The 16,051-nt window shown below is 72.9% G+C and carries 15 protein-coding genes; 9 read left to right on the forward strand and 6 right to left on the reverse strand.

The features are described from left to right. The first annotated feature begins 18 nt into the window (after positions 1–18). From PCA76_RS05790 to rdgB, 8 genes are all read left to right on the forward strand, one after another. Complete coding sequence (locus PCA76_RS05790; RefSeq protein WP_272615825.1) at positions 19–507, forward strand: M67 family metallopeptidase; 489 nt, start codon at positions 19–21, stop codon at positions 505–507. 66 nt (positions 508–573) lie between these two features. After that, on the forward strand, positions 574–939 hold the full coding sequence (locus tag PCA76_RS05795; RefSeq protein WP_272615827.1) for a MoaD family protein: 366 nt from the start codon (positions 574–576) through the stop codon (positions 937–939). A gap of 11 nt (positions 940–950) precedes the next feature. Continuing rightward, on the forward strand, positions 951–1,916 hold the full coding sequence (locus PCA76_RS05800; protein ID WP_272615830.1) for a PLP-dependent cysteine synthase family protein: 966 nt from the start codon (positions 951–953) through the stop codon (positions 1,914–1,916). 224 nt (positions 1,917–2,140) lie between these two features. Next, complete coding sequence (locus PCA76_RS05805; RefSeq protein WP_272615831.1) at positions 2,141–2,884, forward strand: MBL fold metallo-hydrolase; 744 nt, start codon at positions 2,141–2,143, stop codon at positions 2,882–2,884. A 110-nt stretch (positions 2,885–2,994) separates the two neighbouring features. Beyond that, entirely contained in the window at positions 2,995–4,140 is a 1,146-nt protein-coding gene (locus PCA76_RS05810) for a glycosyltransferase family 4 protein (protein ID WP_272615833.1), read from the forward strand. Then, on the forward strand, positions 4,137–5,147 hold the full coding sequence (locus PCA76_RS05815; protein WP_336298049.1) for a glycosyltransferase: 1,011 nt from the start codon (positions 4,137–4,139) through the stop codon (positions 5,145–5,147). The genes PCA76_RS05810 and PCA76_RS05815 overlap by 4 nt, the downstream gene beginning before the upstream one ends. Before the next feature lie 167 nt (positions 5,148–5,314). Continuing rightward, a complete protein-coding gene (rph, locus tag PCA76_RS05820) occupies positions 5,315–6,040 on the forward strand; it encodes a ribonuclease PH (RefSeq protein ID WP_272615834.1) in 726 nt (241 codons plus the stop codon). Continuing rightward, complete coding sequence (gene rdgB / locus PCA76_RS05825) at positions 6,037–6,654, forward strand: RdgB/HAM1 family non-canonical purine NTP pyrophosphatase (protein ID WP_272615835.1); 618 nt, start codon at positions 6,037–6,039, stop codon at positions 6,652–6,654. Before rph ends, rdgB begins: the two co-directional genes overlap by 4 nt. A gap of 31 nt (positions 6,655–6,685) precedes the next feature. Here the strand turns inward: rdgB and hutH are convergent, their stop codons facing one another. From hutH to PCA76_RS05855, 6 genes are all read right to left on the reverse strand, one after another. Further along, positions 6,686–8,224, reverse strand: coding sequence for a histidine ammonia-lyase (gene hutH, locus PCA76_RS05830; RefSeq protein ID WP_272615836.1), 1,539 nt, complete (start codon positions 8,222–8,224; stop codon positions 6,686–6,688). Next, the gene (hutI, locus tag PCA76_RS05835) at positions 8,221–9,405 is read right to left on the reverse strand and encodes an imidazolonepropionase (protein WP_272615842.1); all 1,185 of its coding nucleotides are present in this window, start codon (positions 9,403–9,405) and stop codon (positions 8,221–8,223) included. Before hutI ends, hutH begins: the two co-directional genes overlap by 4 nt. Further along, positions 9,402–10,769 carry a formimidoylglutamate deiminase gene (locus PCA76_RS05840; RefSeq protein ID WP_272615853.1) on the reverse strand — a complete coding sequence of 456 codons (1,368 nt, stop codon included), beginning with the start codon at positions 10,767–10,769 and terminating at the stop codon, positions 9,402–9,404. The genes hutI and PCA76_RS05840 overlap by 4 nt, the downstream gene beginning before the upstream one ends. Then, a complete protein-coding gene (locus PCA76_RS05845) occupies positions 10,760–11,917 on the reverse strand; it encodes an allantoate amidohydrolase (protein WP_272619203.1) in 1,158 nt (385 codons plus the stop codon). The genes PCA76_RS05840 and PCA76_RS05845 overlap by 10 nt, the downstream gene beginning before the upstream one ends. 98 nt (positions 11,918–12,015) lie before the next feature. Continuing rightward, positions 12,016–13,671, reverse strand: coding sequence for a urocanate hydratase (gene hutU / locus PCA76_RS05850; RefSeq protein WP_272615855.1), 1,656 nt, complete (start codon positions 13,669–13,671; stop codon positions 12,016–12,018). Between the two features lie 17 nt (positions 13,672–13,688). Further along, positions 13,689–14,540, reverse strand: a complete 852-nt coding sequence (locus PCA76_RS05855) for a MurR/RpiR family transcriptional regulator (RefSeq protein ID WP_272615856.1) — start codon at positions 14,538–14,540, stop codon at positions 13,689–13,691. A gap of 130 nt (positions 14,541–14,670) precedes the next feature. Between PCA76_RS05855 and PCA76_RS05860 the strand changes: the two genes are divergently transcribed. Further along, positions 14,671–15,981 (forward strand): hypothetical protein, encoded by a 1,311-nt coding sequence (locus PCA76_RS05860; RefSeq protein WP_272615857.1) that lies wholly within the window; start codon positions 14,671–14,673, stop codon positions 15,979–15,981. The last annotated feature ends 70 nt before the right edge of the window (positions 15,982–16,051 follow it).

A 16,051-nucleotide genomic window follows, 5' to 3' on the forward strand; every position in this document is an offset into this window, starting at 1 on the left:
GGCGTTAGGCTGGTCCACGTGCTGAGTATCGACCGGTCGATCATCGACGCGATCGTCGCCCACGCGCGCCGGGATCACCCCGACGAGGCGTGCGGCGTGGTCGCCGGTCCCGTCGGCAGCGACACCCCGACCCGGCACATCCCGATGGACAATGTCGCGCGGTCGATGACCTTCTACGAGTTCGACTCGATGGAACACCTGCGGGTGTGGCGGGAGATGGACGACCGGGACGAGGAGCCCGTGGTCATCTACCACTCGCACACCGCCACCGAGGCATACCCGTCGCGGACTGATGTCTCGTTCGCCGGTGAGCCGGGTGCGCACTACCTGCTCGTCTCGACCCGTGAGCCCGACGCGGAGGAGATCCGGTCGTTCCGGATCGTCGACGGCGTGGTCACCGAGGAGCCGGTCCGGGTCGTGGGGGCCGGCGTCGATCCGCACGCCGTCCAGTCGTACATGTTCGGGCAGAGCCCGGCGACGGTCGACTACGAGTGTTCCGGCCGCTGACCCGTCAGCGTCCGCACCCTTCTCGTCCCGTCACCGTAGGCACACCTGATCGAGGAGCTCGACATCATGGCCATTGAGGTTCGCATCCCCACCATCCTGCGCAGCTACACCGGCGGCGCCAAGGTCGTCGACGGCACCGGCGACACTCTCGCCGATCTGCTCAGCGACCTGGATTCCCGGCACGGCGGCCTGCGCGGCCGGCTGATCACCGAGGCTGGCACGCTGCACCGCTTCGTCAACGTCTACGTGAACGACGAGGATGTCCGCTTCCTCGGTGCGCTGGACGCCAAGCTCTCCGACGGCGACAGCGTCACCATCCTGCCGGCCGTGGCGGGCGGCGCGTTCGGCTTCGCCGCTGCCGCGGCGATCAGTTCGCACAGCGCCGCTGCCGCGGCGATCAGTTCGCACAGCGCCGCTGCCGCGGCTCGCTGAGGTCGGCCGCCATGGCGCGGTACGACAGCCTGCTCGACGCCTGTGGGGGTACGCCGCTGGTCGGGCTGCCCCGGCTCTCGCCGACGGTGCCCGACGGGGCACCGCCGGTGCGGCTCTGGGCCAAGCTGGAGGACCGGAACCCCACCGGCAGCATCAAGGACCGCGCGGCGATGTTCATGGTCCGTGCGGCGGAGGAGGCCGGCCGGCTCCGGACGGGTGACACCATCCTCGAGCCGACGAGTGGAAACACCGGCATCTCGTTGGCGATGGTGGCCAAGCTGCGCGGCTACCGGTTGGTCTGCGTGATGCCCGAGAACGTCTCCACCGAGCGGGTCCAACTGCTCCGAATGTACGGGGCCGAGATCATCTTCTCGCCGGCGGCGGGTGGTTCCAACCAGGCGGTCGCCACCGCCAAGCAGATCTCGGCCGAGCACCCGGACTGGGTGATGCTCTACCAGTACGGCAACGAGGCCAACGCGCGGGCGCACTACGAGACGACCGGGCCGGAGTTGCTGCACGACCTGCCCACCATCACGCACTTCGTGGCCGGGCTCGGCACCACCGGCACCCTGATGGGCACCGGGCGTTACCTGCGGGAGAAGGTCGACGGCATTCAGGTCGTTGCCGCCGAGCCGCGCTACGGCGAGCTGGTCTACGGCCTGCGCAACATCGACGAGGGGTACGTGCCGGAGCTCTACGACGCCACGGTGCTCAACCGGCGTTTCTCGGTCGGCACCCGGGACGCGGTGCTGCGCACCCGCCAGCTCGTGGAGGTGGAGGGGATCTTCGCTGGCTTCTCCACGGGCGCCATCCTGCATGCCGCACTCGCGGTGGCGCACGAGGCGGTCCGCGACGGGCGGCGAGCCGACGTGGCCTTCGTGGTCTGCGACGGCGGCTGGAAGTACCTGTCCACCGGCGCGTACGGCGGCACGCTCGCTGATGCCGAGGACGCCCTGGAGGGGCAGCTCTGGGCCTGACCGAATTGGTCTTCCCACGTGCGGGCCGTCGATGTACGTCGACGGCCCGTACGCTGCCCGCCGCACCGTGAGCGGGTGTCACGTTCGTGACAACTTCCGTTGGATCATTCTTGCTGCCGGGTGCTCCAGCGTAGGCTGCGCAGCGTGACGTACGCGTCGGTAGAGATCATGTCTGAGGCAACGGCCGGCACGGATGCTACTGACAGTAACAGCGAGACAACTCGATGCGACTGACCGTTCTGGGAAGCGCCGGCAGTTTTCCTGGCCCCGAGTCGCCCTGCTCGGCCTATCTCGTCGAGGCCGACGGCTTCCGGCTCCTGGTCGACTTCGGTTCGGGGTCGCTGTCCAGCCTCCAGCGGTACGCGGGGCTGCACGCCCCGGACGCGATCCTGCTGACCCATCTGCACTGCGACCACATGTTCGACGCCGTGTTGTACGTGGTGGTGCGCCGGTACGCCCCGGACGGCCCCTTCCCGGCACTGCCGGTGTACGCGCCCTCCGGTGCCCCGGACCGGCTCAGTGCCGCCTACGGCGACGAAAGTTCGGTGGAGGACGTCTACCAGTTCTACGCCCTGCAGCCGGGCACCTTCCCGATCGGCCCGTTCGCGGTCACCGTCGACCGGGTCAATCACCCCGTCGAGACGTACGGGGTGCGGCTGGAGCACGGCGGCCGGTCGCTGTGCTATTCGTCGGACACCGCGCCCTGTGAGGCGCTGCTGCGGCTGGCCCAGAACGCCGACGTCTTCCTCTGCGAGGCCAGCTACCTCGACGGCATGGACAACCCGCCGGATCTGCACCTGACCGGCCGCGAGGCTGGTGAGGCGGCGACGAAGGCCGAGGTGGGCCGGCTGCTGCTCACCCATCTCGTGCCTGCCTGGGGCAGCGAGGCGCACACGTTGGAGTCGGCCGCCACGGCGTACACCGGACCGATCGACGTGGTGCGACCCGGCGCCAGTTACGACGTCTGACCCACCACGTCCTGCGTGGGACGGCGGGGCCGCGGTGTTGTGCCGTAGTGTTCGCCGGCCGGTCAGCGGACCGTCGCCTGGCGCACCGGTGGCACCCGCACGGTGTGGGCATGCGGATCGCCATCGTGACCGAGTCGTTCCCACCGGACGTCAACGGCGTCGCGCACTCCGTGGTGCGCACGGCGGAGCACCTGCTTGAACGTGGCCACGAGCCGGTGGTCATCGCGCCCGCCCCGCCCGGTGCCGGCCGGCAGAGCATCGACCGGCTGCCGTATCCGGTGGTGCGCATCCCCAGCGTGCCGCTGCCCCGCTACCAGGGCTTCCGGCTGGGTGTGCCGACCACCACCCGGTTGACCGGGGCGCTGCTGTCGGCCGAGCCGGACGTGGTCCACCTGGCCAGTCCGTTCGTCCTCGGCGCACGGGCGGCCACGGTGGCCAGCCGGCGCGGGCTGCCCACGGTGGCGGTCTACCAGACCGATGTGGCGGCGTACGCGCGGGCGTACCGGGTGAGCTGGGGTGAGGCGGCGGCCTGGCGTCGGATCCGGGAGATCCACAACTCGGCCCAGCGCACCCTCGCCCCGTCCACCCGTGCCGCCGCCGACCTGATCGCCAACGGTGTGCAGCGGATCTGGCTGTGGCGCCGCGGCGTGGACGCCGTCCGCTTCGATCCGGCCAAACATTGTGCGGCACTCCGGGACCGGCTGGCACCCAACGGTGAGCTGCTGGTCGGCTACGTCGGCCGGCTCGCCCCGGAGAAGCGGGTGGAGCTGCTGGCGGCGACGTCGCGGCTGCCCGGCGTACGGGTGGTGGTGGCCGGCGACGGTCCGGCCCGCCGCCAGCTGGCCCGGGAGCTGCCTGGGGTGACCTTCCTGGGCGTGCAGCACGGCGAGGACCTGGCCCGGCTCTACGCCAGCCTGGACCTGTTCGTACACACCGGACCGCACGAGACCTTCGGCCAGACCATCCAGGAGGCGCTGGCCTCCGGGGTGCCGGTCGTGGCACCGGCCAGCGGCGGCCCGGTCGACCTGGTCGACCAGGGGGTGACCGGGCTGCTGGTGCCGCCGGACGACGGCGACGCGCTGGCCGCCGCGGTGGCCGACCTGGCCGGCGACGCCGACCGGCGGCGGGCCTACGGGCGGGCCGCCCGGGTCGCGGTCAGTCGGCGTAGCTGGGCGTCCGTCGGCGACGAGCTGATCGGGCACTACCACGCGGTACGCGCCGTGGCGGCGACCGTTGGCCTCCCGGCCGCGTCGTGACCGGGACTGCCGACGGGCTGCGGATCGTGCGGCTCGCCAACTTCGTGACGGCACGCTCCGGTGGTCTGCGTACCGCGCTGCGGCACCTCGGGGAGGGCTACCGGGCGGCCGGGCACGATCCGGTGCTGGTGATACCCGGCCAGAGGGCCGCCGACGAGTCGTACCCGTGGGGTCGGGTCATCACTGTGCCCGGCCCGGAGCTGCCCGGCAGCGGCGGTTACCGGCTGCTGACCGGTCGGCGCCGGTTGGCCCGGCTGCTCACCGACCTGGCGCCGGACCGGTTGGAGGTCTCCGACCGGTCGTCGCTGCGGTGGACGGGACGGTGGGCGCGGGCACACGGGGTGCCGTCGGTGCTGGTGTCGCACGAGTCGCTGACCGGGCTGCTCGGCCAGTGGGGCGTGCCGGACGCGCTGCGCCGGCCGATCGCCGACCGGCTCAATCGGGCGACCAGCCGGGCGTACGACCGGATCGTCTGCACGACCCGGTGGGCTGCCGAGGAGTTCGACCGGATCGGCGCCGACAACGTGGACCTGGTGCCACTCGGGGTGGACCTGGACACCTTCCACCCGGACCGGGCCGACCCAGTGCTGCGCGAGCGGTACGCCGACTCTGTCGAGTTGTTGTTGGTGCACTGCGCCCGGCTGTCCCCGGAGAAGCGGCCGGAGTTGGCCGTGCAGGCGTTGGCCGAGTTGCGCCGGGAGGGCGTACCGGCGGTGCTGGTGATGGCCGGCGACGGCCCGCTGCGCGGCGCGCTGGCCCGGCGGGCGGCGGGGCTGCCGGTCACGTTCACCGGCTTCCTGCCGGACCGCGCGGCGGTGGCCGCGTTGTTGGCCAGCGCGGACGTGGTGCTGGCACCCGGCCCGGTGGAGACCTTCGGCCTCGCCGGGCTGGAGGCGCTGGCCTGTGGCACCCCGGTGGTGGTCAACGCGGCGAGCGCGCTGCCCGAGGTGGTCGGTGCGGCCGGGCTGGCCGCGTACGGCTCGGGGAGTCGATGGCCGCCGCGGTGAACCGCCTGGCGGCCCGGCCGGAGGCGGAGCGGCGGCGGAACGCCCGGGCCAGGGCCGAGGAGTTCGGGTGGCCGGCGGCGGTCACCGGGTTTCTCAGGGTGCACGACGTGAACGCTGGTCGGGGCACCCCGAGCGAGGTGACTCACCGCACCGCATAGGGTGCAGGCATGGCGCGACCTGACGGGCGAGGGCCCTCTCAACTTCGACCGGTGACCCTGACCCGAGGCTGGAGCACCCATCCGGAGGGCTCGGTGCTCGTCGAGTTCGGCGGCACCCGGGTGCTCTGCACGGCAAGCGTCACCGAGGGGGTGCCCCGCTGGCGCAAGGGTTCCGGGCTCGGCTGGGTGACCGCCGAGTACGCGATGCTGCCCCGGGCCACCAACACCCGCTCCGACCGGGAGAGCGTCAAGGGCCGGGTCGGTGGCCGCACACACGAGATCTCCCGGCTGATCGGCCGTAGCCTGCGAGCCAGCATCGACCTCAAGGCGCTCGGCGAGAACTCGGTGGTGCTCGACTGCGACGTGCTCCAGGCCGACGGTGGCACCCGCACGGCCGCGATCACCGGCGCGTACGTGGCGTTGCACGACGCGGTGGGCTGGCTTGCCGCCCGCAAGGCGTTGACCGCCAAGCCGGAGAAGGTGATGCACCGGTCGGTGTCGGCGGTCAGCGTCGGGATCGTCGCCGGCGAGGCGCGGCTCGACCTCTGCTACGAGGAGGACGTCGCCGCCGAGGTGGACATGAACGTGGTGTGCACCGGTGCGGGTGACTTCGTCGAGGTGCAGGGCACCGGCGAGGCGGGCGTGTTCGCCCGGGACCAGCTCGACAGTCTGCTCGACCTGGCCGTGGCGGGCTGCAACGAGTTGGCCGAAGCCCAGCGGAAGGCTCTCCTGTGAACAAGGTCCTGCTCGCCACCCGTAACCGTAAGAAGCTGGTGGAGCTTCAGCGGATCCTGGACGGCGCGCTCGGCGCGCACCGGATCGCCCTGCTCGGGCTGGACGACGTCGAGCAGTACGCGGAGCTGCCGGAGACCGGCCTGACCTTCGGCGAGAACGCGCTGATCAAGGCGCGGGAGGGGTGCCGGCAGAGCGGGCTGCCGACCATCGCCGACGACTCCGGGCTCGCGGTGGACGCGCTCAACGGGATGCCGGGTGTGTTCAGCGCCCGGTGGTCCGGCCAGCACGGCGAGGACCGGGCCAACCTTCAGCTGGTGCTGGACCAGATCGCCGACGTGCCCGACGAACACCGGGCGGCCTCGTTCGTCTGCACGGTGGCGTTGGTGCTGCCCGGCGGCAAGGAGCACCTCGTCGACGGCCGGCAGTCCGGGCGGGTGCTGCGTGCTCCGCGCGGTGATGGTGGGTTCGGCTACGACCCGATCTTCCTGGGCGACGGACAGGACCGGACCAACGCCGAGCTGACCCCGGCCGAGAAGGACGCGATCAGCCACCGGGGCAAGGCGCTGCGCGAGCTGGCCAAGCTGATCGCCAAGGTGCTGCCGCCCGCCGCCTGACCCGCGGCGGACGACAGCGACCCGACGGAGGTCAGCCCAGCGGGCCGACCTCCCGTTCGATGGCAGCGCGCAACTCCGGCCCGGCGAGGACGGCACGGGCCGCCTCCATCACGGGAGCGAGGAACACGTCCGGGCCGGGCTCGCCGGCTGCCGGGCCGAGCGCGGCGACGGCCGCCCGGCCGGCCGGTGACGGCTCCAGCGGGGCGCGCAGCTGAAGGCCGCGTACGCCGGCCAGCAGCTCCACCGCGAGCAGGCTGGTGAGGTTGTCCAGCACCGTGCGCAGCTTCTTGGCCGCCGCCCAGCCCATCGAGACGTGGTCCTCCTGCATGCCGCTGGTGGGCAGCGAGTCCACCGACGCGGGGGCGGCCAGGCGGCGGTTCTCCGCGACGATCCCGGCAGCCGTGTACTGGGCGATCATCAGCCCGGAGTTGACCCCGGCGTCGGGGGAGAGGAACGCCGGCAGCTCCCGGGAGCGGGTCACGTCGAGTAGCCGGTCCACCCGCCGTTCGGCGATCGCGCCCACTTCGGCGGCGGCGATGGCGAGGAAGTCCGCGGCGAAGCCGAGCGGCGCGCCGTGGAAGTTACCGGTCGACTCGACCCGGCCGTCCGGCAGCACAACCGGGTTGTCCACCACGGACACCAGCTCCCGGCCCGCGACCGTGCGGACGAAGTCCAGGGTGTCGCGGGCCGCGCCGGCGACCTGCGGCGCGCAGCGCATCGAGTACGCGTCCTGCACGGCGTGCGCCAGGTCGTCGCGGTGCGAGTCCATCACCCGGGAGTTTTGCAGCAGCCGGTGGATGTTCGCCGCCGACGCGGCCTGACCGGGGTGCGGCCGGATCGCGTGCAGCTCGGGCAGGAACGGCCGCTCCGAGCCGAGCATCGCCTCGATGGCCAGCGCGGCCGTCACGTCGGCCATGGCGAACAGGTGCGCGGCGTCGTGGATGGCCAGCAGCAGCATGCCGAGCATGCCGTCGGTGCCGTTGATCAGCGCCAGCCCCTCCTTGGCGGCCAGCTCGATCGGCTTGAGCCCGGCGGCGGTCAGCGCGTCGGCCGCGTCCTGCCGCTCGCCGGCCGGGCCGAGGACCCAGCCCTCGCCGAGCAGCACCAGCGCGCAGTGCGCCAGCGGTGCCAGGTCGCCGGACGCGCCCAACGAACCGTGTTCCGGCACCCAGGGGGTGATGTCGTGGTTGAGCAGGTCGATCAGGGCCTCGGCGACCAGCGGCCGGACCCCGGAGCGGCCCAGCGCGAGGGACCGGACCCGCAGCAGCATCATGGCCCGGACCACCTCACGCGGCATCGGTGCGCCCACCCCGGCCGCGTGCGAGCGGATCAGCGCGTGTTGCAGCTCGGCCCGCCGCTCCGGGGCGATGAAGGTGTTGGCCAGCGCCCCGAACCCGGTGGAGACCCCGTAGACGGGGCGGCCGGACGACTCGATACCGTCCACGATGGCCCGGCTGGTCGCCATCGCGTCGATGGTGGCCGGGTCGAGGACGACCGTGGCGGTGGCGCGGGCCACCGCGAGCACGTCGTCGGCGGAGATTCCGGTGGGTTGGATGGTCACGGTCGTCATTGCGGCACTCCGTTGCGCATTACCTGGCGGATCAAGGGGACACCGGGCCGGTAGGCCAGGTGCAGGTACGACGGCGCGTCCAGCACGATCAGGTCGGCCCGCGCGCCGGGGGTGAGAACGCCGATGTCATCGCGGCGCAGGGCCCGCGCGCCACCGGCGGTCGCGGCCCAGACCGCCTCCGCCGGGGTCATCCGCATCTCGCGAACCGCCAGGGCCACACAGAACGGCATGGACGAGGTGTACGACGAGCCGGGGTTGCAGTCGGTGGCCAGCGCCACGGTGACACCGGCGTCGAGCAGTCGGCGGGCGTCCGGGTAGGGCGAGCGGGTGGAGAACTCCGCCCCGGGCAACAGAGTCGCCACCGTGTGGGTCCCCGACCCGTCGCCGTGGGCCGTGCCGACAAGCGCGGCCACGTCGGCATCACTGAGGTGGGTGCAGTGGTCGATGCTCGCCGCGCCCAACTCCACTCCGAGTTGCACCCCGCCGCCGGGGCCGAGCTGGTTTGCGTGGATGCGTACGCCCAGCCCGGCGGCCTGACCGCTGACCAGGATGGCCCGGGCGTGGTCGACGTCGAAGGCGCCCCGCTCGCAGAACACGTCGACCCACTTCGCGTGCGGCGCGGCGGCGGCCAGCATCGGCCCGCAGACCAGCTCGACGTAGTCGTCGGGACGGTCGGCGTACTCGGCGGGCACCACGTGCGCGCCGAGGAAGGTGGTCTCGGTGCTGGACTCGGCGGCGATCCGCAGCGAGCGGGCCTCGTCGGCGACGGTCAGCCCGTACCCACTCTTGATCTCCATGGTCGTGGTGCCCTGGCGCAGCGCCTCCGCGCGCAGCCGGCGCACGGTGGCCCGTAGCTCGTCGTCGGTGGCGGCCCGGGTCGCGCCGACCGTGGTCCGGATGCCCCCGCCGGTGTACGGCTGACCGGCCATCCGGGCGGCGAACTCGGCGGCCCGGTCGCCGGCGAAGACCAGGTGGGCGTGGCTGTCCACGAAGCCGGGCAGCACGGCGGACCCGTCGGCGTCGACCCGTCGGTCGGCGGCCGGCGCGTGCGCGGACGGGCCGACCCAGGCCACCCGGCCGTTCTCGACCAGCACGGCCGCGTCGCGGCGGATGCCCAGCGGGCCCTCGCCGACACCGTTGGTGACCAGCTCCCCGATGTTGTCGACCAGCAGACTGCTCATGCCGGCGTCACCGCCTCGATGGACGCCGACAGCTCGGCCGGTACGTCCACGCTCAGGTGTCGGCCCTCGGCCACCACCACCCGGCCGTCCACCATGACCTGCTCGACGTCCGCCGCGGACGCCGCGAAGAACACGCCCACCGGCGGCACCCCGGCGGTGCGGGAGCTGTCCAGCCGTACCGTCACCAGGTCGGCGCGGGCACCGACGGCGATCCTGCCGGCGTCGGCCCAACCCAACGCGGCGTGCCCGGCGGTGCTGGCCGCCGTCAGCAGGTCGACCGGCGCGAAGTGGCCGCGGCGGCGGGTACGCAGCCGCTCGTCCAGCTCCACCGCCCGGGCCTCCTCGAACAGGTCGATCACGGCGTGGCTGTCGCTGCCCAGGCTCAACCGGATCCCCGCGTCGGCCATCCGCCGGGCCGGGCCGATCCCGTCGGCGAGGTCCCGTTCGGTGGTCGGGCAGAGGCACACCCCGGTCCGGCTCTCCCCGAGCAGTGTCAGGTCGGCGCTGGTCGGGTGGGTGGCGTGTACGGCGGTGGTGTCCGGCCCGAGCACGCCGTGCTCGGCGAGCAGCGCGGTGGGCGTGCGCCCGTGCACGGCCCGGCACTCGTCGTTCTCGGCGGGCTGCTCGGAGAGGTGCACGTGCAGCGGGGCCTGCCGCTCCCGGGCCCAGTCCGCGACCGTACGCAGTTGGTCGGCCGGGACGGCCCGCACCGAGTGCACGGCCGCGCCGACCCGGGCGTGGGAGTCCGTCGGCTGGAACGCCGCCGCCCGCTCGGCCCAGCGGGTCGCGTCGCCGTCACCGAAGCGGCGCTGGGGCCCGGCGAGCGCCTGACCGTCCACGCTGGAGGTCAGGTAGCAGGTGTCCAGCAGGGTGAGCCGGATCCCGGCGTGGGCGGCGGCCTCCACCAGCGCGGCGCCCATCGCGTTCGGGTCGTCGTAGGCGCCGCCGTCGGGCCGGTGGTGCAGATAGTGGAACTCGCCCACGCAGGTGATCCCGGCGAGGGCCATCTCGGCGTAGACGGCCCGGGCCAGGGCCAGGTAGGTGTCCGGGTCCAGTCGGTTCGCGACCGCGTACATCTGGTCCCGCCAGGTCCAGAAGTCGCCCCGACCGCCGTGGGTACGCCCGCGCAGCGCCCGGTGGAAGGCGTGCGAGTGCACGTTGGACAGGCCGGGCAGGGTCAGACCGGGCAGCCGCACCGCGTCGGCGTGCACCTCGACCCCGGCCGGTGGCTGACTTTCGGGCGTCAGTGGCGTCACTGCGCTGATCCGGCCGTCCTCGACCTCGATGAGCACATCGGGTGTGGGTTCGGCGTGCTCGGGCAGCCAGGCGTACTCGGCGAGCCAGCGGGTCGGTGTCACCGGCATGTCAGCTCCTTCAACACCTGGGCCAGCGCCCGGACCCCGGCGGCGCAGTCGTCGTCGGTCGCGGTCTCGGCCGGGGAGTGCGACACCCCGGTCGGGTTGCGCACGAACAGCATCGCGGTGGGCAGGTGCGCGGCGAGCACCCCGGCGTCGTGCCCCGCACCGGTCGGTAGCACCGGCGCGTCGAGCAGCGTGGCCAGCCGTTCGGCCAGCCCGCCGTCGAAGGCGACGAGCGGTGTCGCCGACTCCTCGGTGACCGTCACCGCCGTACCGTCACGGCGGGCCCGCTCCGCGAGCTTGCCCCGAACCGCGTCGACCAGCCCGGCCAGGGTCTGCGGGTCGGCGGCCCGGGCGTCCAGCCAGCCGGTCACCTTCGACGGGATCGCGTTGGTGGCGTTGGGTTCGACGGCGACCCGGCCCACGGTGGCGTGCGCGCCGCGTAGCCGGGCCTCCTTGTTGGCCGCCAGCACCGTGAACGCGTACGTGAGCATCGGGTCGCGGCGGTCGGCCATCCGGGTGGTACCCGCGTGGTTGCCCTCGCCGACGACATCGAAGCGCCACCGGCCGTGCGGCCAGATCGCGCTGGCCACCGCGACCGGCGCGTCCGTCTCGACGAGCGCGCGACCCTGCTCGACGTGCAACTCCACGAAGGCGCCGAACCGGCCCAGCAGCTCCGGGCGGGCACCCGCCGGCCGGTCGCCGAGCGCCTCGGCGAAGCTCACCCCGGCCGCGTCGCGCAGGCCGGCCGCGCGGTCGGGCGGCAGCGCCCCGGTGAGCAGCCGCGACCCCAGGCACGGTACGCCGAAGCGCGCACCCTCCTCCTCGACGAACGCGCCCAGCACCAACGGTCGGACCGGGGTGGCACCGGCGGCGCGCAGTTCGTCCACGGCGAGGAACGCGCTGACGATGCCGAGCGGCCCGTCGTACGCCCCGCCGTGTGGGACCGAGTCGAAGTGGCTGCCGGTGAGCACCGCGTCGGCGGCCTCCGGGTCACCCCAGTGGGCGAAGAGGTTGCCGTTGCCGTCCTCGGTGACCGGCATGGCGCGCTGCTCGGCCTGCGCGCGGAACCAGGCCCGCAGCTCCAACTCCGGCTCGGTCAACGCGTAGCGCAGGTAGCCGCCGCTGTCGGCGTCCCGCCCGACCGGTGCGATCTCGTTCCAGAGAGCCCGGAACCGGGCGGGAAGGTCGTCGGTCGCTGCGTCTCCGTTGTTCGCGACTGCGGGGCTCCGCTGCGCTGCACTCCTCGCGCTCACGCGGGTCCCTCGGTCATCGGGACCCGGACGCCGGTGCGGTCGGCGACCTCGCGGGCGATGTCGTAGCCGGCATCGACGTGCCGGATGACGCCCATCGCCGGGTCGTTGGTGAGCACCCGCTCGATCTTCTGACCGGCCAGGGCGGTGCCGTCGGCCACGCAGACCTGCCCGGCGTGGATCGACCGGCCGATGCCCACGCCGCCGCCGTGGTGGATGGACACCCAGGACGCGCCGCTGGCCGTGTTGACCAGGGCGTTGAGCAGAGGCCAGTCGGCGATCGCGTCGGAGCCGTCGGCCATCGCCTCGGTCTCCCGGTACGGGCTGGCGACGCTGCCGGCGTCGAGGTGGTCCCGACCGATGACCATCGGTGCGGAGATTTCGCCGGAGGCGACCATCTCGTTGAACCGCACGCCCGCCTTGTCCCGTTCGCCGTAGCCGAGCCAGCAGATCCGGGCCGGCAGGCCCTGGAAGGCGACCCGCTCGCCGGCCAGCTTGATCCACCGGGCCAGGGACTCGTTCTCCGGGAACAGGTCGAGGATGGCCCGGTCGGTGGCGGCGATGTCGGCCGGGTCGCCGGAGAGCGCCGCCCACCGGAACGGGCCCTTGCCCTCGGAGAACAACGGCCGGATGTACGCGGGCACGAAGCCGGGGAAGTCGAAGGCGCGCTGGTAACCGCCGAGCTGCGCCTCGCCCCGGATCGAGTTGCCGTAGTCGAACACCTCGGCGCCGGCGTCGAGGAAGCCGACCATCGCTTCGACGTGCTTCGCCATCGACGCCCGGGCCCGGTCGGTGAACTCGGCCGGCTTCGCGGCGGCGTAGTCACGGGCCTCGGCCAGCTCCACCCCGACCGGCAGGTACGCCAGTGGGTCGTGCGCGCTGGTCTGGTCGGTCACGATGTCGATCTCGACGCCGCGGCTGAGCAGCTCCGGGAAGACCTCGGCGGCGTTGCCGACCACGCCGACGCTCAGCGCCCGGCGGTCCCGCTTCGCCGCGAGGACCCGCTCGACCGCGTCGTCCAGGGAGTCGGCGACCTCGTCCAGGTAGCGGTCGTGCACCCGACGGTCGAGTCGGGTGCGGTCCACGTCGACGATCAGGCAGACGCCGCCGTTCATGGTGACCGCGAGGGGCTGCGCGCCGCCCATCCCGCCGCAACCGGCGGTCAGCGTCAGCGTGCCGGCGAGGGTGTCCGCGAACCTCTTGGCGGCCACCGCCGCGAACGTCTCGTACGTGCCCTGGAGGATGCCCTGGGTGCCTATGTAGATCCACGAACCCGCGGTCATCTGCCCGTACATGGTCAGGCCGAGCTGCTCCAACCGGCGAAACTCCGGCCAGGTCGCCCAGTCGCCGACCAGGTTGGAGTTGGCCAGCAGCACCCGCGGCGCCCACTCGTGCGTACGCAGGACGCCGACCGGGCGGCCCGACTGCACCAGCATCGTCTCGTCCTCGCGCAGGTCGGTCAGCGTGCGGACCAACGCGTGGTACGACGGCCAGTCCCGCGCCGCCTTGCCGGTGCCGCCGTAGACCACCAGGTCGTCGGGGCGTTCGGCCACCTCGGGGTCGAGGTTGTTCATCAACATCCGCAGGGCGGCCTCCTGCGGCCACCCACGGGTGGTGAGCTGGCTGCCCCGAGCGGCACGGACGGGCTGGGTCATCTCTGGTTCTCCTCCGGTCATCCGAGGAACAACTGTCGGCGGGCCGCAGAGGCTTCGAAAGCCTCCAGTCGGCGCTGGGTGTCGGCCGGCGCGGCATCGCAGATCGCCTGCAACAGCACCATGGCCAGGGTCATCGGTGCGGTGTGCAGGTCGAAGACGAGCCGCGCGCCGACCGCGGCGGGGAGCACCACGTCGGCGTGCTCGGTGGCCGGGCTGACCGGCGAGTCGGTGATCGCCACCACGGTCAGCCCGGCGGCGCGGGCGTCGCGCAGCGCGTCCAGCGTCTCTCTGGGGTAGCGGGGCAGCACGAAGGCGAGCACGGCGGACGCCCCGGCCTCGGCCGCCTGTTCCAGACGGTCGGTGAGCAGGCTGCCGCCGTCGTCGAGCACCCGCACGTCCGGGTGCACCTTGGCCGCGAAGTAGGCGAAGTACGCGGCCAACGGCGCGGCGGCGCGCAGGCCGAGCACCGGCAACGGTCGGCTCTCGGCGAGCAACCGCCCGGTCTCGGCGATCCGGTCCCGGTCGGCGAGCTGAGCGGCCAGCCGGTCCAGGTTGCCCATTTCCGCGCGTACCGCCTGCTGGAGTTCGTTGCCGGCGTCCCCCGACCCACCCGGCGTGGCGGTGGTGAGGTCGCGTAGCCGGCGGCGCAGTGCCGGGTAGCCGTCGTGGCCGAGCGCGACGGCGAACCGGGTGACGGATGGCTGGCTGACCCCGGCCAACTCGGCGACCTCGGCGGCGGACAGGTACGCCACGGCGGGCGCGTGTTGCACGAGGCAGTGGGCGATCCGGCGTTGGGTGGGAGTGAGCCGCACCCCTTGGAACAGGTCGAGCACCCGGTCAGCGGGTGCGGCGACAGTTCCTTCATTCATGAGCCGACTCTATGCATGAGAACTTTCACGAAGCAAGCGGCATCACCCGCCGTTGATCGCCCCGGCCGGGGCAGGCCGGGTTGGCCCACGGTCGGTACTATCCGCACGGCGGTTCAACGGAGGAGTGCGCATGCAGCCGGAAGGCCCCTACAGGTTCACCCACGCGCTCGGCGGGTCTCCGGTGGGGAAGGCGTGGGCCGCGATCGACGAGCAGGGCCGATTCGTCACTGTTGCGGTGCTTGAGGCCACCGTGGCCGCCACACCCGGCTGGCGTGAGGCATTCGCCGGGGCCGCCGACCTGCTGGCCCAGTCGCCCGACCCGGTGCCCTACACGTACGCCGATTTTTCCGCCGCCGCGCCCTGGGTGGCCTACCCGGCCGAGGCGGGCCCCGGTGCCGAAAAGCTGTTCCGGGCCCTCGGCGTCGACTACACCCCCGCCCCGATGGCGGCCCCACCGACGTCCGCCCCGCCCTCGGTGTCCGCCCCGCCCGTGTCGGCCCCGCCGCAGCCCGTCTCCGGCGGACCGCAGGCCCCATGGGCGGTGCAGACCGGCCCGATCCCCGGTCAGCTGGTGTCCGCGACCCCGCACCCCATCTCCGGCGTACCCGTCTCGCCGGCCGCGGTGACCTCGGCACCGCCGGCCGCGCACATCTCCCCGGTGAGCGGGCCGAGCGCCGACACGTTCGTCCCGCCGGTCCGCGTCCCGCCGCACGACCCGTTCAGCTCGCCAGCCCAACGGATCCGGCCCTCCCAGCCACGCCCGCGCCGCACCGGGCTCTGGATCGGGATCGCCGCCCTGGTCGTGGCCCTCGTCGGCGGTGGCACCGCCTTCGCGCTCACCGGCTTCGAGGGGAAGGCCGAGCCTACGGCGAGCCCCACACCCACCGGCGTGGTCGAGTCTGGCGCAACGGGCTCGTTGCCGACCGCGCCACCGCAGCAGCCCGGCCTGGAGCCGCCGCGGCCGGGGGACTGGCCCAAGTGGCCCGTCTTCGTGGAAAACGGGGCGGTACGAGCACAGAACCCTGATGGCTTGGGCTTCAAGTTCCTGGCGCCGGCCAACTGGGAGTGCGCCCCCGGCGGCAGCGCGGAGGGGCAGATCGAGTACAACTGCGGTGCCTCGATCGGGGAAAACTCGGAGATCGGCGGCGAGTTGATCGTCCGCGATTGTCGTGATTGTAAAGAGGAGCAGCGCGACGCCCTGCGTAAGGCCGAGGAGGCGTGGGGGCTGCAATGGCGCAGCGCCGGGCCGTACGTCGTCTTGGCCGAGACCGTGAAACTGAACGGCGCCCAGCGGTACGGCATCGTTGTCGTCGCGTTCTGGCGGTCCGACCCGGACGGTGCGATCGACCGCCAGTTGGTGCTGCGAATGACCGCACCATCGACATACATGAATGACATTCGGCGCGTGGTCAACTCCGTTCGTGACAACGCGCGTTTCTAACGAACGAGCCTTCGGGTCGGCGGCCGGGAGGACCATCTCGTATCGATTCGACCAGGGGCTGCGGTGGGCA

Origin of the sequence: Micromonospora sp. LH3U1, from assembly GCF_028475105.1 — a bacterium.
GTDB lineage: Bacteria > Actinomycetota > Actinomycetes > Mycobacteriales > Micromonosporaceae > Micromonospora.

What these genes read in the sequence shown, in the direction of transcription:
- hutU (WP_272615855.1), bottom strand. Translation starts at nt 13,671, where the DNA reads ATGACCCAGCCCGTCCGTGCCGCTCGGGGCAGCCAGCTCACCACCCGT.
- PCA76_RS05805 (WP_272615831.1), top strand. Translation starts at nt 2,141, where the DNA reads ATGCGACTGACCGTTCTGGGAAGCGCCGGCAGTTTTCCTGGCCCCGAG.
- PCA76_RS05810 (WP_272615833.1), top strand. Translation starts at nt 2,995, where the DNA reads ATGCGGATCGCCATCGTGACCGAGTCGTTCCCACCGGACGTCAACGGC.
- PCA76_RS05840 (WP_272615853.1), bottom strand. Translation starts at nt 10,769, where the DNA reads ATGCCGGTGACACCGACCCGCTGGCTCGCCGAGTACGCCTGGCTGCCC.
- PCA76_RS05855 (WP_272615856.1), bottom strand. Translation starts at nt 14,540, where the DNA reads ATGAATGAAGGAACTGTCGCCGCACCCGCTGACCGGGTGCTCGACCTG.
- hutI (WP_272615842.1), bottom strand. Translation starts at nt 9,405, where the DNA reads ATGAGCAGTCTGCTGGTCGACAACATCGGGGAGCTGGTCACCAACGGT.
- PCA76_RS05795 (WP_272615827.1), top strand. Translation starts at nt 574, where the DNA reads ATGGCCATTGAGGTTCGCATCCCCACCATCCTGCGCAGCTACACCGGC.
- PCA76_RS05800 (WP_272615830.1), top strand. Translation starts at nt 951, where the DNA reads ATGGCGCGGTACGACAGCCTGCTCGACGCCTGTGGGGGTACGCCGCTG.
- rph (WP_272615834.1), top strand. Translation starts at nt 5,315, where the DNA reads ATGGCGCGACCTGACGGGCGAGGGCCCTCTCAACTTCGACCGGTGACC.
- hutH (WP_272615836.1), bottom strand. Translation starts at nt 8,224, where the DNA reads ATGACGACCGTGACCATCCAACCCACCGGAATCTCCGCCGACGACGTG.
- PCA76_RS05860 (WP_272615857.1), top strand. Translation starts at nt 14,671, where the DNA reads ATGCAGCCGGAAGGCCCCTACAGGTTCACCCACGCGCTCGGCGGGTCT.